Origin of the sequence: Terrimicrobium sacchariphilum (assembly GCF_001613545.1) — a bacterium.
Lineage (GTDB): Bacteria > Verrucomicrobiota > Verrucomicrobiia > Chthoniobacterales > Terrimicrobiaceae > Terrimicrobium > Terrimicrobium sacchariphilum.
Genome location: NZ_BDCO01000002.1, coordinates 2,447,212 through 2,470,688 on the forward strand (window position 1 = coordinate 2,447,212; position 23,477 = coordinate 2,470,688).

The window sequence follows — 23,477 nt, forward strand, 5'->3', positions numbered from 1 at the left end:
AAAGCCTCGCTTGAGTTGCGCCGGATTCCGTCCGAGGGTCCGGCATGAACAGGAATATTTTATTCCGGGCTTTATGTGCGCTGATGCTGGCCGGGGCGTTTCCGGGAACGTCCTTGCGGGCGGCGGAGAAGGAAAAAGCAGGTGACACGATCCTGCTGACCATTTTCCTGAAGCACGACCAATCGAAGAGCCTCGCGGAGATTCAGAAAATCCAGGAGGAGCAGGGCTTTTATAAAGCCTTCCCTCCCGAGGGAACTCGCATCGTATCCTGGAATGTCGCGATGGGAATCGGCCAGATCGTTACGTTGGAGGTGCCTGCCTCCAAGCTGCGGGACGTAAATGTCGCGCTGGAAAAAACGGCATGGAAGGCTTTCCGCACGGAATACTATCCGACCTACGACCTCTATCCCATCATCAAGGACAAGCTCGCGAACCCGGCCCTCGCGAAGTAGCCGTCCCACGAGCGCGCAAAGGCTGCCCGGACTACTTGTTGGTCTGGTTCCCCTGGAACGTCTGCTGAATGTCCTTGGCGGTATCCTTGACGGCTTGACCGAAGCCCTGGAGGGCGTTCTTGGCATCGTTGAGCGCCTTGGCCAGCTTGGCGGTCTGGTACTGCTCCTTCAGCGAAGTGAGCTGATCGGAGATGGCGTCCGCCTTGGCGTCGCCGCGCTTCTGGAGCGCGGCGAGCTGGGTTTCCAATTTGGCGAAATGCTCCTCGATCAACGCCTGCTTCTTTTCGTCAGGAGTGTTTTTGAACTCCGCGATTTCGACGCGGAGCTTGTCCGCCGTGCTCTGGGCGGAATCGCATCCGGCCAGAACGAGGGCGCAGGTGAGAGCGAGGAGCGCGCGTTTCATCAGGCGAGAGAAACGGTGTCGGCACCCGGATTGGCTCCGGTTGTGTAAACGACGCCGGGCTTGTTTGCCGCGATGTGGCGGGCGACGTGGAAGACATTCTCCGCGTCGGCTCCGATCGCTGCGGCGATCTGGTCGGCGGTGAAGGCCTTGCCCTTGTTATCGGCGAGATAGGCGAGGGTCTTCGCCTGCAGCTCCAGCACGCGGGCGGCGGCTTTCTTGCCAGCCTCCACGCCGGGCTGATGGTAGGCGTTGATATTCACCAGCGTGCCGTAGAAGCCCACAGCGCGCTCGTACAGGCCGATGAGTACGCCGAGGTAAAAGGCGTTGAACTCCGGGATGCTGACGGTGATGGACTCGCGGCCCTTTTCATGGAGGGCCGTGCGGGTGCCGCGCAGGAAGCCCTGCAGGTAGTCGCCGCTTTCGACGCCGGGTTCCACCTCGAGCTGTGCGACGGGCGAGGCCTTGCGCACCTCCACAAAGGTGATGAAGAAATTGTTCACGCCGTCGCGGAGCTGCTGGACGTAGGCGTGCTGGTCGGTCGAGCCCTTGTTGCCGTAGACGGCGATGCCCTGGTTGACCACGTTGCCATTCAGGTCGAGCTCCTTGCCGAGGGACTCCATGACGAGCTGCTGGAGGTAGCGGCTGAAGAGGAGGAGGCGATCCTTGTACGGGAGGACGACCATGTCCTTCGCGCCGCGGCCGCCGCCCGCGTGCCACCACATGAGGGCGAGCAGGAGCGAGGCGTTCTTCGAAAGATCATCCGTGCGGGTCTTGGCGTCGATCGCCTTGGCTCCGGCGAGGAAGGCCTCGACATCGAGACCCTGGAGGGCCATCGGGAGCAGACCGACCGCGCTCATGACGGAGGTGCGTCCGCCGACCCAATCCCACATCGGGAAGCGCTTCAGCCAGCCTTCCGCCGTGGCGACCTTGTCGAGTTCGCTGCCTTCACCGGTGACGGCGACAAAATGCTTCGGGAAATCGAGCCCGGCCTTCTTGATCGCATCCTGCGCGACGAGCATGCCGTTGCGGGATTCCTTGGTGCCGCCGCTCTTCGAGACGACAGCGACGAGGGTGGTCTCGAGCTTTTTGCCGAGCTGCTCGACGACCTTTTCCATGCCGTCGGGGTCGGTGTTGTCAAAGAAATGAACCGCGATCGGGTCCTTGGACGACCAGAGGCTGTCCGCCACGAGCTGCGGGCCGAGGGCGGAACCGCCGATGCCGACGAGGAGGAGGTCGGTGAACTTCTTGCCCGTCGAGGAAAGGATCTTGCCGGAGTGAACGTCGGCGGCGAAGCCGAGGATGGCGGCCTTGGTGTTCTCAATCTCATCGGCCAACTCCTTCGTCGGGGCGAGGCTGGAGTCCCGGAGCCAGTAGTGGCCGACCATGCGGTGCTCGTCCGGGTTGGCGATGGCTCCCTTTTCCAGGGCGAGCATCTGGGTTACGGCGTTCTTCGCCGCCTCGGCCTTGCTGCTGAGGAAATCATCCGCAAAATCCATCCGGCTGATGTCGAGCGACACGCCGAGGTCGTCGTAACGGAGGAAATGAGACTGAAACCGATTCCAAAGGGAGATTGAGCTCATGGGTCGGAGCGAACTAGATTCGCCGCGGCATGGCAAACCGAAAACTGTTACCAACCCGTCTTCTCTCGGAGGAAGGCGCGATCTGTCGCACCGAGGCGGAAATGATTTCTCTCGGCGAGGAAGTCGGCCGTTTGCTGGGCCTTGGCGACGTCGTGAGCCTGGAAGGCCCCCTTGGAGCGGGAAAGACGCAGTTTTCCAAGGGCCTCGCAGCGGGTTTGGAAAGCCGGGCCGAGGTATCGAGTCCGACCTTTGCCCTGGTGCATGAATACGATGGCGGCAGGGTGCCGGTGGCGCACTTTGACTTTTACCGGCTGGAGTCTGCCGACGAACTCCTCACGACCGGTTATGACGATAATGTCGCGGAAGGCGTGACGATCGTGGAGTGGGGGAATAAGTTCCCCGAGGTGCTCCCTGCGTCTGCGCTTCGTTTTGTTTTTGAGGTTGTCGATCCGTCCACCCGTGTCGTGAGGCTGGTGTCATGATTCTGGCCATCGAAAGCTCGGGTCCGGTCGGCGGGGCGGCTCTCGTGGAGGGTGATGCCGTTATTGCGGAGCGATTGGTCGACGCGCCACGCGGTCGAGGCACGGCCCTCGTCGGGCTGGTTTCTGAATTACTAGCCATGGCTCCGGGACTTGAGCGTGTCGTCGTCGGGATCGGACCGGGCAGCTATAATGGCATTCGTGGAGCACTCGCCCTGGGGTGGGGAATCGCCGCCGCTCGCCAGGTTCCGCTCATCGGTCTTTCCTCGCTTCTCGGTTTTTCCGACGAGCGATATGCCGCCGCAGGCGATGCCCGCCGGGGCCAATATTACTGGGCGCGGGTGGAGAATGGGCGGTTCATTGAGGAACCGGCGATTTTTGAAAAGGACGACTTTGAACGCAAAGTCTCGGAAGCGGCACGATTGCCGATCTTCCTGCCATCTCCGATCGAAGGAGTAGAGGGAACCGTCCAAGCAGCCTCCGCTGCGATTCTCGCCCGGCGCGGGGTATTCGCCGACCCGGTGCCGGGGGTGCCGGAACCACTCTATCTGAAGCCCGCCTTTATCAATCTGCCGGGTAAAAAATAGCGCTTCCCGTTTTCGCAGAGTCGGCTACATTCCTCAGTCCACCCAAGCCGGCGTGGCGGAACTGGCAGACGCGCACGACTCAAAATCGTGTTCCTTTCAGGAGTGTGGGTTCGATCCCCTCCGCCGGCAGTGGCTTATCTGCAATTTCCAAGACGATCTGGAAGATAGCCGGGGTGCGAGACTCTTCGACCCAGCCATTGATGGGAATTTTCAGATGGGGATAAGTCGATAACTGGGGAGGAGATGCTGGGGACCTGTGCGGCGTTTGCAGAGGGTTCAAGCAGTTGAAAATACTCCGTTGGATCTGCGATCTGGGTGAATCGCGGGCTAGAGTGCTTTTTTTCGTCTGTATCCCGACCAGGAGCGGCGGATGACATACCATCCTCCAATGAGCAAACTTATGCCAAAGAGCGCGGAGCTATTTGGCTCCGGCACGGTATTGAAGCCGACATAGCCATCCTGAAGATTGAAGGCGACATCCTTTCCGAAGAATGCGGTGATCCCGGTGTTTACATAGAGGGCGGGCGAGTCGATGACGTTTTGGGTCGAGAGTCCGATGGAGTTTAGGCCAGAGACGTTTCCGACCGGAGTATCCAGAATGGTCGAGTCATTCGATGCCTCGTAGGGTTGGCCGATCAGGGAAAAGGAACCGCCGTTGGCCAGTGCATCGGCCAAGGCTTGAGAGACATCGGAGTAGTCACCTGCGTCGGCTCCGACCGGATGGATCTCGGTATTGGGTGCTCCGGTGTCGTACACGATGCCGATGTTGGTAAAGGTCAGCGGAGTACCATCGGTGGGACTGGTCGAGATAGAGGTCGTTCCGTTCGAAAGGATTTCTTCATATACCTTCTGGCCTGAGTTGAGGAATGTTTCGCCAGACGGGGTTACCATCTTTGCGGTGGCATCCCAATGAGATGCCTCCAATTGATTCGTTGTGAGTCCGACCTGAACCCAACCCGTTCCGATCAGGCCTTTGCCGACACCCGACGCAGGGACATCTCCCAGGTGAATAACAAAACCAGCATTCGCGGAATTGCCGAATTGCGGAATCAAGGCAAAGAGAGAGACCGGGTTCGGGGTGTTTGCGGTGGAGGGGAGTGATCCGAGTCCCATGCCAAAGTCCCCGTAGAAATACTTTTCCAAGGGTGCTTCGTTGGGAAGTCGTTCTGTCCACTGGTTGATGGACTTGTCGGGGTGGGTCGGATTCGAAGCGCTTGAGATCAAGCCGATATTGGACTGGAGGGAGGCAGGGGCACCTCCGTCCGTGACCTCGAAGGTGACCGAGGTATTGCTCAGATGAGCGCTCAGTTCGTTCCCGCTCGCATAGCTGAGAGAGTATTCACCCTGGGTATTTTCCGTGGCGCTGTAAGGAAAGGCAAAAAAGCCGGTTCCCCCTGTATCAAACTCGTACATCCGCCAGGGGGTGTTGGAGCCATCGGTCACCGATCCCACCTGAAGGTTTATGCCCACCTTGTATTGAGGTGCGTCCTCAGAGCCGACATTGAAAATATAGAGAGGAATGCGGAACGGCGTGAATTCCTGGGCCTGCGCCCTGAGTCCGAACAACCCAACTGCCATAATGAAAAGGCAAACCCTGAGAATCATTTGATTCCCGTATCAAAGTCCTTCCAGGTGTCAAGATGGCGCGAGGGGGAGCGGAAATGGTGAAACGTGTCCCATTTATCGGCGATGCAAGGTCTGCGACGGGATGGGAGGGACAGCATTTACTCGTATTATCATGTTGATCATATGGGGCTTGAACGCAGCGTGCATCCGGTTTATTCATCCACGGCCTCCAGTCTTGGGAGGCCTGTTGTCAGGGCAGAGGATTATTTTCATAAGGACCTTAAGCCGCTTGACAATTGGCAAGATGCTGCCAAGCTCACCGATTCCACTTTTTGACTTTTTAAGATATGAAGCGCACCTATCAACCCAGCAAACGTACGCGCAAGCGCCAGTTCGGCTTCCGCGCGCGGATGAAGACCAAAAGCGGCCGCGCAATCCTGAGCCGTCGTCGTCAGCGTGGACGTAAGCGCCTGCTGCCGAAGGGTGTTGAAGTCCATTACGCCCGTCACACCGAAGCCTAACCGGCTTCGGTTTCCTCGAGCGGCCCGACTGCGAACCAGTCGGGAATTTGCGCTCGTCCGCAAACAGGGCCGAACCGCCCAAGGCCGTCTCCTCCGCATCAGCGTGGTGCGCATGGAGGAGGACAGTCAGCCTGCGCGGTTCGGCATTATTACGTCCCGCAAAGTTGGCGGGGCGGTAGATCGCAATCATACGCGGCGGAGGCTGCGCGAGTTGTGCCGTTTGTCGCGTCCGGAAGTCATTGCCGGATGGCTGGTTGTGGTCGTCGCAAAGTCCCATGCTGCAAGCGCTTCGTTTTCCGAGTTGCGCGAGGAATGGTTGCAACTGGCACGACGTCTCTCTATCGTGCCCCGCTTCGATGATCGCACGGAGAAATCCAACTAAACGGCAGACCGAAAGTCAGTGGCTTCCGGGCATGCCGTATTAACCGGATGAAGGCGGTCGTCGTATTCCTGATCTATACCTATCGCTGGACACTCAAGCCGGCTCTGCACGTGATTTGCGGACCCGGTTGCGGCTGCCGGTACGAGCCGACCTGCTCCCAGTACGCCCTCGACGCTGTGCGCGAGCATGGCGCATGGAAAGGCTCCTGGCTGGCCATGAAACGTCTCACGCGATGCCATCCCTGGGGTGGCGCCGGGTATGATCCCGTTCCCAAAATGTTTAAACCGCACTGTTAAATGGATCGCAAAGCCTGGATCGCTGTTACAATTTCCGTCCTCGGCCTGGTTGGCTGGTATTACTACTTCGGGATTCTCAACCCGCCCAAGCCTCCGGTCACGCCGCCAACGGCGGAGGCTTCTCCTACGGCGTCGCCAGCTGCGGCGACTCCGGCACAGGAAGCAACTCCCTCGGTAGCTGCGGCTACGCCGGCTCCGGCGATCGTGGCCAGGACGGAAACGCTGTCCGCCTCGGATTCCGCGTATGTATTCACCAACGATGTCGGCGGCATCCGGCATGCCATCCTGAATCGCCATCTCGGGGAAAACGACCAGCCGGTTGCTCTTAATGCCGACCCGGCTCTTCCCATTGGAGCGATCGGTGACGCTCCGGGCAAGGCTTGGGGCGGTTTCGACATGGCGCTAGACGAAGCCAATGGCGTGGCGACCTTTACCCGCAAGGATGGAGACGGGGTTCAGATTACCAAGCGCTTCTTCGTTTCCCGCGACCCGGATAAGAAGGCCAATCATTACGTGGTGCGCCTTGAGGTGGAATTTAGCAATACCGGGACCAGTCAGGTCTACCGACCTCCTTACTTTGTGAGTACTGGGGGAGCGGCTCCGATTCACTCGGCGGATCTCCCGACCTATACCCGGTTCGACTGGATGCACGATTGGAAATTCGTTGGCATCGATGTGAATTGGTTCAATGCCGGATCGATTCCGTTGATTGGCATCCAGACCCATCCTGCCCGGGAGGTCTATCTGGAAAGTCGCAACAAGGTTCAATGGGCTGCGGTAGCCAGCCAGTACTTTTGCACGATTGTTTCCGTGCCGGAATTTGAGGCGGTATCCGTGGGTGCTCTGCGGTACTCCACGCAGAAGGCGAACCATACGCCTGTATTTGGCATCGAGGGCGCGCTCGGAATGCCGGGAATCAACCTCCAGCCGGGGCAGAAAGTCACGAAGACCTTCACCATTTATGCCGGCCCGAAGGAACTCGCGAGCCTGCGCAAGCTGGGTGAGAAGCAGGACGCCGTGCTAAATTTCGGCTGGTTCGGCTTTATCAGCGAAATTCTGCTGGCAGCGATGAACTGGTTACACGGCATTCTGTTCAACAGCTTCGCCGCGGCGATCATCGTCCTGACCCTCATCATCAAATCGCTCCTCTGGCCGATCCAGAACAAGGCGACCAACGAGATGCGCAAGATGTCGCTGCTCGCGCCGAAGATGAACGAGCTCAAGGCGAAGTATCCGGATGACCCGCAGAAGATGAACGAAGAGGTCATGAAGCTCTACCGCGACTACGGGGTGAATCCCTTCAGCGGGTGCTTCCCGATGCTCATCCAGATCCCGATCTTCTTCGGCTTCTACGCCATGCTGGGCAGCGCCATCGAGCTGCGCAACAGCTCGTTCCTCTGGGTGCACGACCTTTCCCAGCCCGATACGGTTTTCCATGTGCTCGGGTTCCCGATCAACGTCCTGCCCATCATCATGGCGGGTACGATGGTCTGGCAGATGGCGATCACGCCGAAGACGGGAGATGCCATGCAGCAGCGCATCTTCTACTTCATGCCGATCATCTTCCTGGTGTTCTGCTATAATTATGCGAGCGGCCTTGCGCTCTATTGGACAACACAGAACATTTTCTCTATCGTTCAGCTATACCTGACCCGAAACAGGCCGCTCCCGACGCTGGAAAAGAAAAGCGTCATTGCGAAACGGGAAGCGGCTGCGACGGGCAAGAAAAAGAAACGCCCCGGCCAATGAGTACACCCCTGAATGCACGAGATCTCCTCGACACCATGCTGGGCTACCTCGGTTTCGTCTTTGAAATCGAGGAGCAGGAGCGGGACGGTCATCTGGTGCTTCAGATCTATACCCACGAGGCCGATCGCCTGATCGGCAAGCGCGATCAGGTGATGGACGACCTGCAGTATCTCCTCAACCGAATGCTGCAAACAGCCGATCCTCAGGCCCGTCGCGTGATCGTGGATGTGGAGCATCACCGCGCGATGCGGGATGATGCTCTGGTCGAAAAGATGAAACATCTCGCCGAGGCGGTAAAGACCACCGGTCGTCCGATCCAGACCGAGCCGCTGAATTCCTACGACCGCTACGTGGTGCACAATGTTTTCAAGGATGATCCGGAGGTTGCGACCTGGAGTCCGCCGGATGATGCGAAGGTCAAACGCATCACGTTGCGACTGCGCAAGAAAACCGCTTAACCGCCGGTCGGTGCCTGGAGCTCATTACGTGATGAGAACGCTGCTCTGCGCCTGTTTGCTGGTCAGCACTGGTGGTTTCACCCTTGCCCAGCAGACTGTATCTTCAACATCCGCCGGTCTACCGACCGTCCGCGCTGCGGCTGCCATCCTTTTCAATGCCCAGACGGGCGAGGTTCTTTACAAGAAGAACGAGACTGATCATCGAGCGGTCGCCAGCACGCAAAAACTGCTTACTGCCCTTATCGTCGCAGAAAGCGGCAATCTGTCGGACCTCGTGACGGTTACGCGCTCGGATACTTTTGCGGATCCGACGAAGCTCTACCTCAAGCCGGGCGAGGTTTACCCCCGCAGCCAACTCCTCACAGCGTTGCTGGTGAAAAGTGCCAATGACGTCGCCCGTATCCTGGCGCGCGATAATGCCGGTTCCGTCGAGCAGTTTGCACACAAGATGAATGAACGCATGGAGCGCCTGGGCGGCAAATCCTCGCATTTCATCAATCCCAATGGCCTGCCGGTCGAGGGACAGTACTCCACGGCTCGGGACATGGCCTGCGTGGCCCGTGCGGCGTACTACAACCCCGTCCTTCGCGAGATCATGAAACAGCGGCATTTTCCGTTTTGTTTCTCCAACGGGAGAGTCAGCTCCCTTCGAAATACCAACCGGGTGTTGCGGACCTATTCCTTTTGCAATGGGATGAAGACTGGCTATACCGATGCGGCTGGCCATTGCCTCATTTCGAGCGGCAGCTACAACGGCAAGGACATGATCGCTGTGGTGCTCGGAAGTAACAAGGCGCGTGTTTGGGATGAAAGCGCCCAGTTGCTGGCTTACGGGCTGGGACTCAGCCAGAGCCAGATGGCCTCATTGCGAGTCGACGAAACGAAGGTGCAGGACGACGAGGACTGATCGTGGCTCGTCATTATCAACTCGATCCGACCTCGGCAGGGCCAGCCACGGACTTTGCCGCCGAGCTCAATGAGCAGCAACTCGCCGCTGTCACAGCGGCTCCTGGGCCATCTCTGGTGATCGCCGGGGCAGGCAGCGGAAAGACCCGCACTCTGACCTACCGGGTGGCGTGGTTGCTGGAACAGGGAACCGCTCCGCGGAATATTCTCCTGCTTACCTTCACCAACAAGGCTGCGCGCGAAATGCTCGAGCGGGTTGGTGCCCTTTCTCAAAGCGCCGCCGAGGGCATCTGGGGCGGGACGTTTCACTCCATCGGCAACCGCATCCTTCGGCGCAATGCGGAGCGCATCGGGTTCCGCCAGGGATTCACGATCATGGATCGGGAAGATCAGGAGGAGATGATCGAGAGCATCGTGGCCCGCGAGGGATTGCGCACGAACGACCGGCGCTTTCCGAAGGGCGAGGTGCTGGCGGATATCTTCAGCTACTCCATTAATACCGGGGCACCCATCTCGCAGGTCGTCGCGACCAAGTATCGGTACTTCATGCCTCTCATCGCGCAGATTGAGCGCGTGCAGGTGGCCTACGAAGGCCGCAAACGGGAGGCAAACTCCCTCGACTTCGACGATCTGCTCTCCAAGACCCTGGAACTGCTCCAGATGTGCGAGGATGTCGCCGCACAGTACCAGCAGCAGTTTCAGCACATCCTTGTCGACGAATACCAGGACACCAACCGCATCCAGGCGGAGCTCGTCGACTGGCTGGGGCGCAAACATGGCAACATCATGGTCGTGGGCGACGACGCGCAGAGCATTTACTCGTGGCGCGGCGCCAATTTTGCCAACATCCTCGACTTCCCCAAGCGCTATCCGACCGCACAGGTCTTCAAGATTGAGACCAACTATCGCAGCGTGCCCGAGGTATTGAATGTTGCGAACGCCTCGATCCTGGGCAATGAACGGCAGTTTCCCAAGAATCTCGCACCGGTTCGTACGTCGTATCCGATGCGCCCGGCTCTGGTTCCGCTGTCGACCAACAACCAGCAGGCAACCTTCCTGGCCCAGCGCATCCTGGAACTGCACGAGGAGGGCGTGAGGTTGAATGAAATCGCCGTGCTGTATCGGGCGCACTTCCATTCCATGGAGGTGCAGCTTGAATTTACGCGCAGGGGTATTCCCTTCTCCATCACCAGCGGACTGCGTTTCTTCGAACAGGCTCACGTCAAGGATGTGTCGGCCTTCCTGAAGTTTGCCACCAATCCGCGCGATGAGGTGGCCTTTAAGCGCATGGTCAAGCTCCTGCCGGGAGTAGGGGCCAAGTCTGCGGAATCCATCTGGAGCCAGACGTCGGATGTCCTCGATGGCGGCACGGAGTTTGGCCGCCTGCACGGGCTCAAGGTGCCGTCGAAGTCCGCGAAAAACTGGGAACAGCTCGTTCACACGCTGGCGGAGCTGGCCCCGGATGGCAGCATTCTTGCGCCTTCCACCATGATCGATAGCGTGCTCTTCGCCGTCTATGACGACTACATGAAGAGCAAATTCGCCAATTATGAGGCGAGGCGCGAGGATCTCAACACACTGGCGGGTTTTGCCCGGCAGTTCGAGAGCACGGAGGAGTTTCTTTCTCAACTCGCGCTCCTCGGCGCAGTCGAGACGACGGACGCGCTCGCGGTGGAGAGCGAAAGTGAAAAGGTGACGCTCTCGACCATCCACCAGGCCAAGGGGCTGGAGTGGAAGGTGGTCTTTCTCATCTGGTTGACAGAGGGGATGTTTCCGAGTTCTCGCAGCGCGGAAACCGACGAGGGAATCGAGGAGGAGCGACGTTTGTTTTACGTAGGTGTCACCCGATGCTGCGATGAACTCTATCTGACCTATCCTGACCTGCGTCTTAACGCGGGCTACGGCGAGGCATTGCAAAGGCCCTCGCGATTTTTAACCGAGATCCCCGAGGAGTTGGTGGAGGGGTGGGAAGTTTCCGCTAGCCGCCAGAAGGAACCGACTTCCGACGACGAGCCGTTCTAGATTGGCGCTGGGGATTCGCCGTATTCCTGAATGATCGAATCTTTCGACAGCAGGATCAGGGTAAAGATTCCCAAGGTCGTACCGAATGGAAGGAGTGCGCAATTGATCGCACCCACGATGATACTGAACTTCCGCGACCGGCGCCGGGCTATTCTGCGACCAGACAGGATGGTGACAATCCCGAGCGTCCATCCCGCAGCGACGACGATGCTGCCGATGATGGCGAATATGGCCGCCATTGCCATTTCAGGCCCCGCTGCAGTCCGTGATTCATTCGGAAATAGGCCGAGAAGTATTGCGACTCCGAAGGAGACATGGATCAGGCCAAATGATCCGAACAGCGCGTGCAGTCCTCCGACCACGTAGTGCGAGATCGCCAGGACATTCAACTGCTCCTTGGGAGACATGAGGTTATTTGATGATCGTAACCGGGGTGCCCATCGGGGCGTTGTCCCAGAAGATCTTTACCATTTTTTCAGGCATGCGGATGCAGCCGTGGCTGTCGGGCACGCCGGGGAGGAAGCCCTGGTGCATGCCGACGCCTGCGTTGGAGACGCGCATGAAGTAAGGCATGGGGGACCCCTGGAACTTGGCTCCCGGAGGGCAGGGGTCCTTGGAACTTACGTTCTTCTGCACGACATTGCCCGAGGCATCCACAAAGTCGCCATAGAGATTGGAGACATGATTCTGGTTTTTCTGGAGGATCTTGTAGTTTCCCGTAGGCGTGTCGTAGCCCTCGCGACCGCTCGAGATCGCGGAAACTCCTACGAGCTTGTCACCCTTGTAGAAGGAGGCGGTCTGCTTCGTCAGGTCAATGACGATGGATGGTGCGCCATCGATGCCTTCGCCATCCCAGTACGATTTCCGCATGGCGAGATCCTCCTTGGCCTCGGGACTGACAACGGTTTCGCCGACGCCGAGGTACTTGACGGACGAGTTCGTGAGACGGGTATCGTAATTGGCGCAGCCGCCGATCAGCAGAGTTGCGGTGGCGGTGAGTGCGAGGACGGCACGGATATTCATGTGCGAAGGCGCTACAAGAGCACGCCCGCGGAAAACGTCAAGCACGCCATAGTTCCGCGACGCTTCGGTTGCGCGAAGTGCCATCTCTTGCTACCTTTCTAGGCTTTTGCCATGCCAACGTACGAATACGAATGCAAGAAGTGCGGAAAGACATTCGATGTCTTTCAGTCAATGAAGGACGAGCCTCTCACTGTTTGTCCTGACAAAAAGTGCAAGGGCAAGGTGAAGCGTCTGCTTGGCACCGGAGCCGGACTCATTTTCAAAGGAAGTGGGTTTTATATAACGGATTATCGCAGCGAGGGTTATAAGCAGGCGGCCAAAAAAGACTCCAGCAGCTCTTCGAGTTCGTCCTCGAGTAGTTCGAAGTCCAAACCATCGAAGGAATGAGTGCTGCGCTGGTTTGCGATCAGTGTGGATTTCATAACGACCTCACCCGGGTTTTTTGCCACAACTGCGGCGCTCGGCTGACCTCGCCACCCAAGGAAGTGGCTGAAGCGGAGGCTCCCGCGCCCGCTGCAGGAGCCTCGGTGCCGGGTCGTATGCAGATCCCTCCCGCTCTTGGGACCACTCGCGTCGCTGGATCATCGGCTCCTCCACCGGGATCGGCCTCGACTGGAAGCGCTTTGGCGAAATTTGTCCGGGCGATCGTCGCTACGGCGATATTTGCCGCCATGCTGGCTGCGATGATTCAGATGGCTCGGACTCCCGATGGCCTTCCGCCGGCGCAGATCGTTAATACGGCCATGGCCGATGGTGTTTCGTCTGCCGTGGAGTCGGCTGCCAAGTCAGGTACGGGACTGGTTTTCAAACAGGCTCAGATCAACAACTTTCTCGCGGCCAGGATCCAGGCGTTGAATGACGGAACGCAGGCGGTTTATCAGCCACAGTTTGTCAGGGCCTTCGTTCGGCTTGGAAGTGGGGAGTATCGCCTGTATGTCGAGGAGACAGTCATGGGATGGCCTGTTTTCCTCTGCCTCGCCCAAGTGCCGGTCGCTTCTCCGCAAGGCCTTTCGAAGACAGACGTTGGAGGGTGGATTGGCCGTTTGCCCATTCATCCGAAGCTATTACCAGTCGTGCAGCGATTGGTGAATCCCGTCGGAGCATCGGCATTACAGGCGGCTCCGGATTTTTCCAAGGCGACGTCGATTTCCGTGACCCCGGAGCAGATCACCGTGGGTTACATCGGAGCATCTCAGAAACCTCATTAGGCCGTTGAGACATCGGTTATGGATGGTCATCCTTTTTGCCGGGATGACTCTGGGGCTGGCGCAATCACCGGCGCCTGCTCCGAAGGTATTGCCCTTACAGCGATCCTTCAGCAGTTCCCAGCAGTTCATCATTTATAACAACGACAAGATCCTGCGTGCGCGACTGGCGCGGCAGGTCGAGGATATCAAGGCTAATTTCCTTCGCCGCCTGGGGCTTTCCGATGAATGGAAATCGCCGATTATCATCAGGGTGCTGACTCTGCGCCCGTCAAACCAGCCAAAGATCATCACCAATGCCTTCGAGAGCGACGGCGACCAGCTCAAGCTGCAGATCGATGTCTTTGAACCTGCCGTGATCGGGACGGCAGACTTTGACATCGAGATCTATCGGGCGCTCTGTCTCGAGTATCAATATCGGAACTATGTTCTCAAGGCGGGCAAACAAATCAGCCAGCCTCCGGCCTGGCTGATCGAGGCCCTTTATGAGGAAAGTCGTGCCAAGGAGGATGGGCCAGCCGCGGGACTCTACGAGATGCTCCTCCAGCGCGGAAGCTCTCCGAAGCTTGAGGCCTTTCTCAAAGAGAAGCCGACAATGTACGACGGCACATCGCGTGCGATTTACCGCGCACAGGCGGTGGGACTCCTTCGAGCGATCATGGCGTTTCAGGGCGCACAGGCCAATCTCTGCACCTACCTTTCGAAGCTGCCGGAGAAAAATGCGACGGATGCGAAGGAACTGATCAAGGCTTTTCCTGCTCTCGATCAAGATCCCTCCCTCCTCGCCAAGGCTTGGGTGCTCAGTATCGCAGATGTCTCGGCTGCAAATCGGCTCGACCCGATGACGATTGAAGACACACGCAAGCAGCTCGCCCTTGTCCTGGATCTGAGCGCTCCTCCAAATCCGAAGAAGCCTGACGAAAAGCCCTTGCGAGGACCTATGGCGTTTCAGGAAATCGCGCGTACGCCGGAGGGGCGGTACGTACTGGATCAAAAAAAGGATGACCTGTTGAGGCTTGAATCCCGGTCGCATCCGCTCCTGCGTCCCATGATCGCAGAGTATCGGTTGATCGTGACTCAGCTCGTGGCCAAGCCGAAGCGCAACGTGCGTGATCGCCTGGAAAAGAACCAGGAGCTTCTCGATGCTGTCTCTCAGCGAGCCAACGCAGTGGAGGACTATTTGAACTGGTACGAGGCGGCCAAACTCGAGACGCCGAGCGGCCATTTTACAAACGTCACCGATGAGCCAGCCATTCAGAAGACGCAGCGATCCGATGCGGTCAGCCGCCGTCTGGACGATCTGGAGGCTCAGGGCTGGTAACGTGTGTTGGCGCTTGCAGGGTGAGGGGAGCAGGCTATTTTTGCGGTGATTTGTTGACCCGACGCGAACAGATACTCGTTGCTTCCATCGTGGCCGCCTTCGCGGTGGGGCTGGCGGTGAAGTGGTGGCGTGACTCGGCCTCGCTTCGCAGCCTGCCACCCGTGACGGTCACCACTCATTGATTTTTTTATGCAGTCGATTGGATTTCAAGAAGCCCTGGAGCAGATCCTGGCCTCAGACACTCGCTACCATGCCGAGGCCTACGCCTTTCTGCGCGACGCGCTGGAGGGGACGCTGAAGCGCCGCAAAAAGGCGCGCAAGGACGCTCCACCCTCGCATGTGAATGCCGCCGAACTACTCGACGGCTTCCGCATTCATGCCTTGCAGGAGTGTGGCCCGATGGCGGTTACGGTGCTGGACTACTGGGGCGTGCGATCCTGCGAGGATGTGGGCAACATGGTGTTCAATCTCGTGAACGCCGGAGCCTTTGGCAAAACGGACGAGGACACGATCGAGAGCTTCCGCCTGGGATATGATTTCCGGGAGGCGTTCGTGATTCCTTTCCTCCCCGAGCCAACAAATTTGAGCGCCGGAGCCCCTGGCGTTGTCGGAAAGAAAAAATGAAGTCGTTGATCCCCTGTGCCCTTCTCTCTATGTCCATTGCCCTAGCGCCAGCCAAGGAGACCCGTGTAGTCAAGGAAACCCCGGTATTACCCGATAACAAGGCCCAGTCCTTCACTCTGCCTAACGGTCTCACCCTCATCGTCGAGGAGGACCACAGCGCTCCAGTCGCAAGCGTGCAGGCGTGGTGCGGCACGGGGAGTATCGATGAGGGAAACTGGATGGGGGCAGGCCTCTCTCACATCCTGGAGCATATGCTCTTTAAGGGCACGGAGAAGCGCAAGTCAGGCGACATCGCCCGTCAGATCCAGGACCAGGGTGGCTACATCAATGCCTATACCAGCTTTGACCGCACGGTGTACTGGATCGATATCCCGTCGAGCGGAGTGGATCAGGCCATCGACATCCTCGCGGATGCCATGCTGCACTCGACGCTTCCCGAGGATGAATACGTCAAAGAGCAGGAAGTCATCCGGCGCGAATTCGCCATGGGTTTTGACGACCCGGGTCGTCAGAGCTCGCAGCTCATGCTGCGAACCGTTTTCACGGAAAGCCCGTTCCGGCATCCGGTCATCGGATATCTCGATGTTTACAACAAGCTGAAGCGCGAGGATGTCTTTGCCTATTACAAGAAGCGTTACGTGCCGAACAACCTCACCTTTGTAGTGGCAGGTGATGTTGATGCGCAGAAGGTGCGCGAGCAGGTGGAGGCCCTCTTCAAGGACGAACCCCGCCAGCCCCTCGAGCCGGTCTATGTGGCGGGCGAGCCGGAGCAGGTTGGCCGCCGCGATGTGCATGAGGAGTTTCCCACGGAGCTTACCCGCTTGTCCCTGGCTTGGAGGATTCCCGGCCTGACCAACCCCGATACACCGGCTTTGGAGCTCCTGGGCGATATCATGGGTTCCGGACGCAGTTCACTCCTCAATCAGGACCTCCGCGAGAAACAGCAGATCGTTCATTCGGTCAGCGCAGGCATGTATTCGCTTCAGACCGACGGCGTCTTTGTCATTCAGGCGCTTTGCGATCCTGACAAGCGTGAACAGGCCGAGAAGGCCGCCTTTGCCATTGTTGAGAGGATCAAGAAGGATGGCGTTACCGCGGCCGAACTCGACAAGGCACGGCGTTCCATGCTTTCGAGCCAGCTCTCGAATCTCGGCACCTCGAACGGCAAGGCTTCCGATCTCGGATCGAACTGGCTGCTGACCAAGAATCTGAATTTCAGCAAAGACTATCTCGATGCCATCGCCAGAGTGACGCCTGCGGACATCCAGCGGGTGGCCCGCCAGTACCTTCGCGACGATCGCGTCAACGTCACTTCGCTCAACCCAATAGGTTCTCTCAACCTCAAGTCCGACAAGGAAAAGGAAGCGGCCAACTCGGAGGTGAAGAGATTCGTCCTGCCCAATGGCCTGCGCCTGCTCGTCCGTGAAGACGCTCGCCTGCCGCTCGTGTCGATTTATTCGACCTTCCGCGGCGGCCTGCTGGCCGAAACGCCCAAGGACAACGGCGTGACCAAGCTCATGGCACGTACGATGCTCAAGGGTACCAAGTCTCGTACGGCGGCACAGATCGCCGAGCAAATTGAGGATGTGGGTGGCAGCATCGGCGCCGATGCCGGAAACAACAGCTTTAGCATTTCCGCCGATGTGATGAAGCCCGACCTCGCGCTCGGCCTGGACCTCGTCGCCGACGTCATCAAAAACCCGACCTTTCCGGCGGGCGAGGTGGACCTCGAGAAGCGCGGCCTCCTTGCCGCCATCAAGGCCGAGGACGAGCAGCCGACCGCCGTGGCCCGCAACGCCATGCGCAGCAGCCTCTTTGGCACGCACCCGTATGCGCTGCGCGGCAATGGCTCTGCCGAGAGCGTGGCCAGTCTGACCCCCGAGCAGCTCAAGGCCTTCCACGATGAATACGCCGTCGCGTCCAATGGTGTGATCGCCGTCTTTGGCGACGTGAAGGCCGAGGATGTGCTCAAGCTGGTCGAGAAGGACTTTGGCTCGCTGCCCGCGGGCAAGCTGGCATTGACGAATCCGCCGCAGCCGGTCTTCCCGGACAAGGCAATAGACACGCAGGAGAACCGCCCGAAGCAGCAGGCCGTGCTGATGTTTGGCTTCCCCGGCACGGATGTCCTCAGCGACGACCGCTCCGCCCTGGAGCTGATCAACGAGGCCTCGAATGATCTCGGGTCGCGGTTCTTCAACCGCATCCGCGAGCAGATGGGCCTCGCGTACTACGTGGGCGCGGGCAACTTCATGGGCCTCGCTCCGGGGTGCTTCCTCTTCTATCTCGGCACGGACCCGAAGAAGGTCGACCGCGTGAGGGTGGAGTTTCAGGATGAGATCGGGAAACTCGCCAAGGACGGTCTGACGGAAGAGGAACTCGTCCGCGCAAAGAAGAAGCTCCTCGGCTCTGAGGCGATCCGCAACCAGAGCAACTCCGCCTTCGCCGCCGCCGTGGCCATCGACGAACTCGTCGGCCTCGGGTACGACAATTATCTGAAGCGCAAGGACCAGATCGAGAGCGTGACTCTCGACGACACGAAGCGCATCGCGGCGAAGTATCTTGGCGTACCGGGCCGGGTTGAAGTAATCGTTCAACCTCCGGCGCAAGCCGCCGCGAACAACCCTCAACAGTAGCACCGATATGGCAGAAGTTCAGACATCCACCCAGGCCGGGGCCTTGACCCAGCGATTCATCGAGTTCGTCGTCATGCAGGCGCAGCAGGCGTCCCTTTTCCTCGGGCGCTTCCCGCACCCGCAGACCGGCAAGACCGAGGTGCACCTCGAGGCCGCGCGCCTCTTCATCGACCAGCTCGAGATGATCCGGGAGAAAACCCGGGGCAATCTCAGCCCTGAGGAAGTCGAGATCCTGAAAAACGTGCTCTCCGATCTTCAGATGGCCTTTGTGCAGGCGACCAACGAGGCCGCCGCCGGAGGAGCCGCGCCGGCTCCCGAGACGGCCAGCGCCGCACCCGCACCGGAGGTCGCCGCCTCCAATGCAGGCGACGAGGAGAGCAAAAAGCGCTTCTCGAAGAGCTACGGCTCCTAAGCGCGGACCGCGCTTTAGTTGGAGACCTTGATCAGCCGGGAGGTGTCGTAGCCTGCCCGGCGGATTTCCTCCAGGATGTGCTGGTAGGTTTTCGCAGGCAGTTGCGGCTCGCGGGCCAGCACCCAGAGGTACTTGCGGGACGGGTGTCCCACCACGGCCCACTGGTATTTCGGGTCGAGCGCAATGACCCAGTAGTCGCCGGTGAAGGGGCCGAAGAAGCTCACCTTCAGCTTCGCGTTGCCGCTGTCCGGCACCACGCGGGCCCTGCCGATGGCCTGGATCGTCTTGCCTTTCTTATCGAGGCAGGTGTTGGTGACCTTGATCGAACCATCCGCCTGGGGCGTGTACTCCGCCGTGCTCTGGCAGGCGCATTTCCGCTGGAACCAGTTCGGGTAGCGGGCGATTTCGTACCATTTGCCCGAGTAGCGCTGCAGGTCGACCGAGGGAACAGTCTTGAGCGTCGGCGACGCGCAGCCCGGGAGGAAAAGGCCGAGGAGCAGCATTGCAGGGAGGGTCAGCTTCGTTTTCATTGGGTGCTTCCATGAGGATACGTATTTGGATGCTGGCAGGGATGCTTGCGATTGCGGGTTGCGATCGCCTGACGAAGCGCGCCGACCTCGTTTTCCTCAACGGCGCGGAGCCGGAAACGCTCGATCCCTCCCTGCTCGTCGGCCAGCCCGAGGGGCGCGTCGTGCAAGCCCTCTTTGAGGGGCTGACCACCTTTGACGCCAAGGGCCGCGCCCAGCCCGGCATGGCCGAGTCGTGGACCATCTCGGAGGACAAACGCGTTTACACCTTCCGCATCCGCGATAACGCGAAGTGGAGCGATGGCACGCCGATCACCGCGCAGGATTTCGTGGATTCCTGGAAACGCACGCTCACCCCGGAGACCGCGTCGTCGTACAACTACCAGCTCTTTTACGTGAAGAACGCCCAGGCTTTCGCCGAGGGCAAGATCATGGATTTCTCCCAGGTCGGCGTGAAGGCGCTCGACCCGCGCACGCTCCAGGTCACGCTGGAAAACCCGACGCATTTCTTCCTCGAGCTCTGCGCCACGCCGCCGCTCTTTCCCGCGCCCGTGCGCACGATCGAGAAGTATGGCGACGAGTGGATCAAACCGCAGCACATCGTGAGCAACGGCGCGTACATCCTGAAGGAATGGCGCATCAACGACCGCATCCGCCTGGAGAAAAATCCGTACTACTGGAACGCCGCCAACGTCGCGCTCCAGACCGTCGACATCCTCCCGGTGAGCAAGGCCAATGTCGCCTTCAACTTCTTCTCCAGCGGCGTGGCCGATGTGCTGCTTGACAAGGGGCTCGCGCCGCCGGCCTTGCTCGACGACCTGCGCAAGCAGCCGTACTTCCACTCCGCGCCCTTCCTCGGTGTGTATTTCCTGCGCTTCAACTGCGCGAAGCCGCCCTTTGACGACGTGCGCGTGCGCGAGGCGTTTTCCCTCGCCATCGACAAGCGCGTCATCACCGGCAAAATCACGCGGGCAGGGGAGTTGCCCGCCACGAGCTTCGTTCCGCCCGGCATCGAGGGATACACGTCGCCGACCGGCCCAGGCTTTGACCCCGAGCGCGCTCGCAAACTCCTGGCCGAGGCGGGGTATCCCGGCGGCAAGGGCTTCCCGCTCGTGACGTATCTCTACAGCGAGGGCGAGGTAAATGGCTTCATCGCCGACGAACTGCAAAACATGTGGTCGCGCGAACTCGGCATCCGCGTCGAGCTCGCCCGGCAGGAGTGGAAGGTCTACCTGAACTCGCTTAACTCCTTGGAGTACAACATCGCCCGCTCCAGCTGGCTCGGCGACTACGCCGACCCGAATACCTTCCTCGACATGTTCGTCACCGGCAACGGCAACAACCGCACCGGCTGGAGCGACCCCGCCTACGACAAGCTCATCGCCGAGGCCGCGAGCGAGGGCGAACCCGCTCGCCGCGCCGCCATCCTCCAGCAGGCCGAGACCATGCTCGTCACCCGCGCCATGCCCATCTGCCCGCTTTATTACTACGTCGGCATCCAGTTTTACGACACCGACAAGATCGGCGGCATCGAGCCCAACGTACTGGACGAACACCCGATCAAGAGTATGTTTCGCAAGGATCGCCCCCCGGCGGCTCCGCAAAAATAGACACGCGCAGCTTCCCCCCGGCAGACGAAAAGACGTTTCGACGATAGACCATCGGGCTTTTTTTAGCGGTGGAGATCGCTCCGCCAACCCGATAACCTACACAAGTATTTCCCCATGAAGATTTTCCACTGCGATAACTGCGATCAGCTCGTTTATTTCGAAAACTCCAAGTGCCTGAACTGCGGCAGCGTGCTGGCCTATCTGCCGGACCGCCAGGATCTCTGCTCCCTGGAAATGGGCGCCGATGGCGCGTGGAAGGTTCCCGGCAAGGAGCCCGACTCCTACCTGCTCTGCACGAACTACGTGAGCGAGCACGTCTGCAACTGGGCCGTCAACGTGGAGGACAACATCCCGTACTGCGCCTCCTGCCGCCTTACCACCAGGATTCCCGACCTCACCATACCGGGCAACAAGGAGGCCTGGGGCAGGATCGAGCGGGCGAAACACCGCCTCGTCTACAGCCTGCTGAACCTCGGGCTGCCCGTCATCTCCAAGCAGGAGGAACCCGAGACCGGGCTCAGCTTTGAATTCCTCGCCGATGATCCCGCCGACGGCCCCGTGCTCACCGGCCACGACAACGGACTCATCACGCTGAACATCGCCGAGGCCGACGACGCCGAGCGCGAAAAGCGCCGCATGCAGCTCGGCGAACCCTACCGCACTCTGCTCGGGCACTTCCGCCACGAGGTCGGGCATTACTACTGGGACCGCCTCATCCGCGACGGGGGATTGATTGATTCCTTCCGGGAAATCTTTGGCGATGAATCGCGCGACTACGGCGAGGCGCTGAAGGCGCACTACGCGCAGGGCGCTCCGGCCGACTGGCGCGAGAGCTTCATTTCCTCCTATGCCACGGCGCATCCGTGGGAGGACTGGGCCGAAACCTGGGCCCACTATCTGCACATGAGCGACACGCTGGAGACAGCGGCGACATGCGGGCTGGCGCTATTTCCGCCGAGGGAGAATGAGCCGGAACTCTGGCCCCTCCAGAGCGGGACGAAGCAGTCCTTTGACCACATGATCAAGAGCTGGTTCCCGCTGACACACATCCTGAACAACCTGAACCGCGGGCTGGGGCTGGCCGATGGGTATCCCTTCGTCATATCCCCGCCCGTGGTTGAAAAGCTGCGTTACGTCCACCAGGTCGTACACGGCGAGATCCTGGCCCCGACCGCCATGGCGGCGGCCTGAGGCCGGGCGATCCCGCTACTCCAGCACGAGGTTGCGGCGCGTGTTGCCATCGGCGCGGATGCCGGTGGCGTAGCGCCAGCAGAGGCGGATGCCAGCCTCCGGACTCGCCGCCCAGTTGCGTAGCGCCGTCGCGTGATGGAACTGCCCCGCGAGATCCAGCGGCACGGCCAGATACTCGGCCAGCGTGGCCGGGTCCTCGTACTCCTCGTACCACAGATCGTGCATCAGCGGGGTAAAGCCCGCTTGGTCCAGCCAGTCGGCGAGGTGCTTCCCGGCGCGGGTGTTGCCGCCGTTGCAATCCTGCAGCGTGCGATAGGCCTGGATGGCGCGATCCACGCGCACCGGGTGCGAGGTCAGGTCGATGGCGTCCCAATCCGGGCTGCACACGCCGATGAATCCGCCGGGCTTCGTCACGCGATGAAACTCATTCAGCGCGGGCATCGGGTCGCGCAGATGCTCGAGCAACGCATGGGCAAAAACCACATGAAACGCCTCATCGGCAAAGGGGAGCTGGTCCACGTTGCCGGCCACGAAGTCGAGATTCACGATCTCGCGCCCCTGGGCATTGCGGCGAGCCTGGTCGAGCTGCTTTTGCGAAAGATCAAAGGCCGTCACATGGCCGGGGAAAACCGTCTGCGCGATCCCGGTCGAGATCGTGCCAGGGCCGCATCCGGCGTCGAGCACGTCAAAGCCCGGTTGCAGCAGAGGTGTCAGGAAAAAGCCGTGGGTCTCGAGCTCGCGCGCCGCTTGGAAAGCAGTCGCGCTGGCCGTGTGTCCCGGCGTGTACTTTTGGCGAGTTGGATTCATTGGAGTTGGTATTCTTGGTGGACCAACCCACTTTCCTTTCAGCCGTGAAATAAAAAATCCCACAGCCTTCAGAGGGCCGTGGGTTTCGTCGATTCAGTGAGTTCTCAGTTCACCACGACGCCACGGCTCCCCGGCCGACGACGGCCTTGGAGACGACGGAAATCATGATGGAAACGAGATGCTTCACTGCCGCCTAGTATAAGGACGGCTTATCCATCCGCAAGCGGAATTTTCACAAGGCCGGAAAATCTTGAGGCGACCCCGGTTTCGGGCTACCAAATCCGGATGGCCCTACGTGCTTTTTTCGCTCTCTTTGTATTGGCACTCGGTACGGCGGTGGCAGCGCCCCAGCGGTTTGAAGCCTCCACGCTGAAGTTTCTCTATCACGTCTCCCTCGAGGAGAAAAAAGGCGCGGTGATCGGCACCCTCGAGCGCAGCGAATACGGCGTGAACCGCGCCAAATACCGCTTCACCGGCCAATGGACCCCGCTGCCCGCTGGCGACAAGGGCAGGGGACTCCTCGTCACCTATCTCCCCAAGGATCTCAAGAAATACGGCGACCCGTACTCCTTTCCCACCGCCGGCAAGGACCTCATCTGGCGGCTCGTCCCCACCAAGGACGGCACTCGCCTCTACGTCCGCACCACCAGCCGCATCTACTCCTCCCCGACGAAGTGGAAAGTCACCGAGCTCGTCTTCGAGCCTCAGGATTAGGGAATACGG

General features: G+C 59.7%; 27 protein-coding genes and 1 tRNA gene. 21 read left to right on the forward strand and 7 right to left on the reverse strand.

Annotated elements, in window-relative coordinates; genetic code table 11:
- The first annotated feature begins 83 nt into the window (after window positions 1-83).
- A complete protein-coding gene (locus tag TSACC_RS11415; protein WP_101927840.1) occupies window positions 84-452 on the forward strand; it encodes a hypothetical protein in 369 nt (122 codons plus the stop codon).
- 31 nt (window positions 453-483) lie between these two features.
- Here TSACC_RS11415 and TSACC_RS11420 read toward each other — a convergent pair whose 3' ends face one another.
- The gene (locus TSACC_RS11420; protein WP_075079415.1) at window positions 484-855 is read right to left on the reverse strand and encodes a hypothetical protein; all 372 of its coding nucleotides are present in this window, start codon (window positions 853-855) and stop codon (window positions 484-486) included.
- On the reverse strand, window positions 855-2,435 hold the full coding sequence (locus TSACC_RS11425) for a glucose-6-phosphate isomerase (RefSeq protein ID WP_075079416.1): 1,581 nt from the start codon (window positions 2,433-2,435) through the stop codon (window positions 855-857). The genes TSACC_RS11420 and TSACC_RS11425 overlap by 1 nt, the downstream gene beginning before the upstream one ends.
- 29 nt (window positions 2,436-2,464) lie before the next feature.
- Between TSACC_RS11425 and tsaE the strand changes: the two genes are divergently transcribed.
- From tsaE to TSACC_RS11440, 3 genes are all read left to right on the forward strand, one after another.
- Window positions 2,465-2,917: a tRNA (adenosine(37)-N6)-threonylcarbamoyltransferase complex ATPase subunit type 1 TsaE gene (gene tsaE, locus TSACC_RS11430; protein ID WP_202815955.1), complete on the forward strand. Its 453-nt coding sequence runs from the start codon at window positions 2,465-2,467 to the stop codon at window positions 2,915-2,917.
- On the forward strand, window positions 2,914-3,501 hold the full coding sequence (gene tsaB, locus TSACC_RS11435; RefSeq protein ID WP_075079417.1) for a tRNA (adenosine(37)-N6)-threonylcarbamoyltransferase complex dimerization subunit type 1 TsaB: 588 nt from the start codon (window positions 2,914-2,916) through the stop codon (window positions 3,499-3,501). The genes tsaE and tsaB overlap by 4 nt, the downstream gene beginning before the upstream one ends.
- A 46-nt stretch (window positions 3,502-3,547) precedes the next feature.
- Window positions 3,548-3,630: transfer RNA gene (locus TSACC_RS11440), tRNA-Leu, on the forward strand.
- Between the two features lie 198 nt (window positions 3,631-3,828).
- Here the strand turns inward: TSACC_RS11440 and TSACC_RS11445 are convergent.
- Window positions 3,829-5,079 carry a PEP-CTERM sorting domain-containing protein gene (locus TSACC_RS11445; RefSeq protein ID WP_075079418.1) on the reverse strand — a complete coding sequence of 417 codons (1,251 nt, stop codon included), beginning with the start codon at window positions 5,077-5,079 and terminating at the stop codon, window positions 3,829-3,831.
- Window positions 5,080-5,414: 335 nt separating this feature from the next.
- Between TSACC_RS11445 and rpmH the strand changes: the two genes are divergently transcribed.
- From rpmH to TSACC_RS11485, 7 genes are read left to right on the forward strand one after another with little or no spacing between them, the layout of a single operon-like run.
- Complete coding sequence (rpmH, locus tag TSACC_RS11455) at window positions 5,415-5,588, forward strand: 50S ribosomal protein L34 (protein WP_075079420.1); 174 nt, start codon at window positions 5,415-5,417, stop codon at window positions 5,586-5,588.
- Complete coding sequence (gene rnpA, locus TSACC_RS22730; RefSeq protein WP_369695375.1) at window positions 5,551-5,970, forward strand: ribonuclease P protein component; 420 nt, start codon at window positions 5,551-5,553, stop codon at window positions 5,968-5,970. The genes rpmH and rnpA overlap by 38 nt, the downstream gene beginning before the upstream one ends.
- A gap of 47 nt (window positions 5,971-6,017) precedes the next feature.
- Window positions 6,018-6,266, forward strand: a complete 249-nt coding sequence (gene yidD, locus TSACC_RS11465) for a membrane protein insertion efficiency factor YidD (RefSeq protein WP_075079421.1) — start codon at window positions 6,018-6,020, stop codon at window positions 6,264-6,266.
- Window positions 6,267-8,015 carry a membrane protein insertase YidC gene (gene yidC / locus TSACC_RS11470; protein WP_075079422.1) on the forward strand — a complete coding sequence of 583 codons (1,749 nt, stop codon included), beginning with the start codon at window positions 6,267-6,269 and terminating at the stop codon, window positions 8,013-8,015.
- On the forward strand, window positions 8,012-8,473 hold the full coding sequence (locus tag TSACC_RS11475) for a Jag family protein (protein ID WP_075079423.1): 462 nt from the start codon (window positions 8,012-8,014) through the stop codon (window positions 8,471-8,473). Before yidC ends, TSACC_RS11475 begins: the two co-directional genes overlap by 4 nt.
- A gap of 31 nt (window positions 8,474-8,504) precedes the next feature.
- Window positions 8,505-9,380, forward strand: a complete 876-nt coding sequence (locus TSACC_RS11480) for a D-alanyl-D-alanine carboxypeptidase family protein (protein ID WP_169809618.1) — start codon at window positions 8,505-8,507, stop codon at window positions 9,378-9,380.
- A 2-nt stretch (window positions 9,381-9,382) separates the two neighbouring features.
- A complete protein-coding gene (locus TSACC_RS11485) occupies window positions 9,383-11,401 on the forward strand; it encodes an ATP-dependent helicase (protein WP_075079425.1) in 2,019 nt (672 codons plus the stop codon).
- Here TSACC_RS11485 and TSACC_RS11490 read toward each other — a convergent pair.
- Window positions 11,398-11,808 carry a hypothetical protein gene (locus TSACC_RS11490; protein ID WP_075079426.1) on the reverse strand — a complete coding sequence of 137 codons (411 nt, stop codon included), beginning with the start codon at window positions 11,806-11,808 and terminating at the stop codon, window positions 11,398-11,400. The two genes, TSACC_RS11485 and TSACC_RS11490, sit on opposite strands and share 4 nt — an antisense overlap.
- A 4-nt stretch (window positions 11,809-11,812) precedes the next feature.
- The gene (locus tag TSACC_RS11495; protein WP_075080702.1) at window positions 11,813-12,424 is read right to left on the reverse strand and encodes a L,D-transpeptidase family protein; all 612 of its coding nucleotides are present in this window, start codon (window positions 12,422-12,424) and stop codon (window positions 11,813-11,815) included.
- A 111-nt stretch (window positions 12,425-12,535) separates the two neighbouring features.
- On the opposite strand from TSACC_RS11495, the gene TSACC_RS22735 reads away from it, so the two are divergent.
- The 7 genes from TSACC_RS22735 to TSACC_RS11525 are packed head-to-tail and all read left to right on the forward strand — an operon-like array spanning window position 12,536 to window position 18,619.
- Entirely contained in the window at window positions 12,536-12,811 is a 276-nt protein-coding gene (locus TSACC_RS22735) for an FmdB family zinc ribbon protein (RefSeq protein WP_075079427.1), read from the forward strand.
- Entirely contained in the window at window positions 12,808-13,632 is an 825-nt protein-coding gene (locus tag TSACC_RS11505; protein ID WP_075079428.1) for a zinc ribbon domain-containing protein, read from the forward strand. Before TSACC_RS22735 ends, TSACC_RS11505 begins: the two co-directional genes overlap by 4 nt.
- Window positions 13,633-13,654: 22 nt before the next feature.
- Window positions 13,655-14,950, forward strand: coding sequence for a hypothetical protein (locus tag TSACC_RS11510; protein ID WP_075079429.1), 1,296 nt, complete (start codon window positions 13,655-13,657; stop codon window positions 14,948-14,950).
- A 50-nt stretch (window positions 14,951-15,000) separates the two neighbouring features.
- Window positions 15,001-15,132, forward strand: coding sequence for a hypothetical protein (locus TSACC_RS22540; protein ID WP_269084874.1), 132 nt, complete (start codon window positions 15,001-15,003; stop codon window positions 15,130-15,132).
- A gap of 7 nt (window positions 15,133-15,139) precedes the next feature.
- A complete protein-coding gene (locus TSACC_RS11515; protein WP_075079430.1) occupies window positions 15,140-15,574 on the forward strand; it encodes a Minf_1886 family protein in 435 nt (144 codons plus the stop codon).
- A gap of 29 nt (window positions 15,575-15,603) precedes the next feature.
- A complete protein-coding gene (locus TSACC_RS11520; protein WP_075079431.1) occupies window positions 15,604-18,207 on the forward strand; it encodes a M16 family metallopeptidase in 2,604 nt (867 codons plus the stop codon).
- Window positions 18,208-18,214: 7 nt separating this feature from the next.
- On the forward strand, window positions 18,215-18,619 hold the full coding sequence (locus TSACC_RS11525; protein ID WP_075079432.1) for a DUF1844 domain-containing protein: 405 nt from the start codon (window positions 18,215-18,217) through the stop codon (window positions 18,617-18,619).
- 14 nt (window positions 18,620-18,633) lie between these two features.
- On the opposite strand, the gene TSACC_RS11530 is transcribed toward TSACC_RS11525, so the two are convergent.
- Complete coding sequence (locus TSACC_RS11530) at window positions 18,634-19,149, reverse strand: lipocalin family protein (RefSeq protein WP_075079433.1); 516 nt, start codon at window positions 19,147-19,149, stop codon at window positions 18,634-18,636.
- 11 nt (window positions 19,150-19,160) lie between these two features.
- Here TSACC_RS11530 and TSACC_RS11535 point away from each other — a divergent pair, with 11 nt between their 5' ends.
- Together TSACC_RS11535 and TSACC_RS11540 are read left to right on the forward strand one after the other, a co-directional pair.
- A complete protein-coding gene (locus tag TSACC_RS11535; protein WP_075079434.1) occupies window positions 19,161-20,756 on the forward strand; it encodes a peptide ABC transporter substrate-binding protein in 1,596 nt (531 codons plus the stop codon).
- A 114-nt stretch (window positions 20,757-20,870) separates the two neighbouring features.
- Entirely contained in the window at window positions 20,871-21,947 is a 1,077-nt protein-coding gene (locus tag TSACC_RS11540; RefSeq protein ID WP_075079435.1) for a zinc-binding metallopeptidase family protein, read from the forward strand.
- Window positions 21,948-21,962: 15 nt separating this feature from the next.
- Here TSACC_RS11540 and TSACC_RS11545 read toward each other — a convergent pair whose 3' ends face one another.
- Window positions 21,963-22,754, reverse strand: coding sequence for a class I SAM-dependent methyltransferase (locus TSACC_RS11545; RefSeq protein ID WP_075079436.1), 792 nt, complete (start codon window positions 22,752-22,754; stop codon window positions 21,963-21,965).
- A 285-nt stretch (window positions 22,755-23,039) separates the two neighbouring features.
- On the opposite strand from TSACC_RS11545, the gene TSACC_RS11550 reads away from it, so the two are divergent.
- Window positions 23,040-23,468, forward strand: a complete 429-nt coding sequence (locus TSACC_RS11550) for a hypothetical protein (protein ID WP_075079437.1) — start codon at window positions 23,040-23,042, stop codon at window positions 23,466-23,468.
- Window positions 23,469-23,477 lie beyond the last annotated feature (9 nt).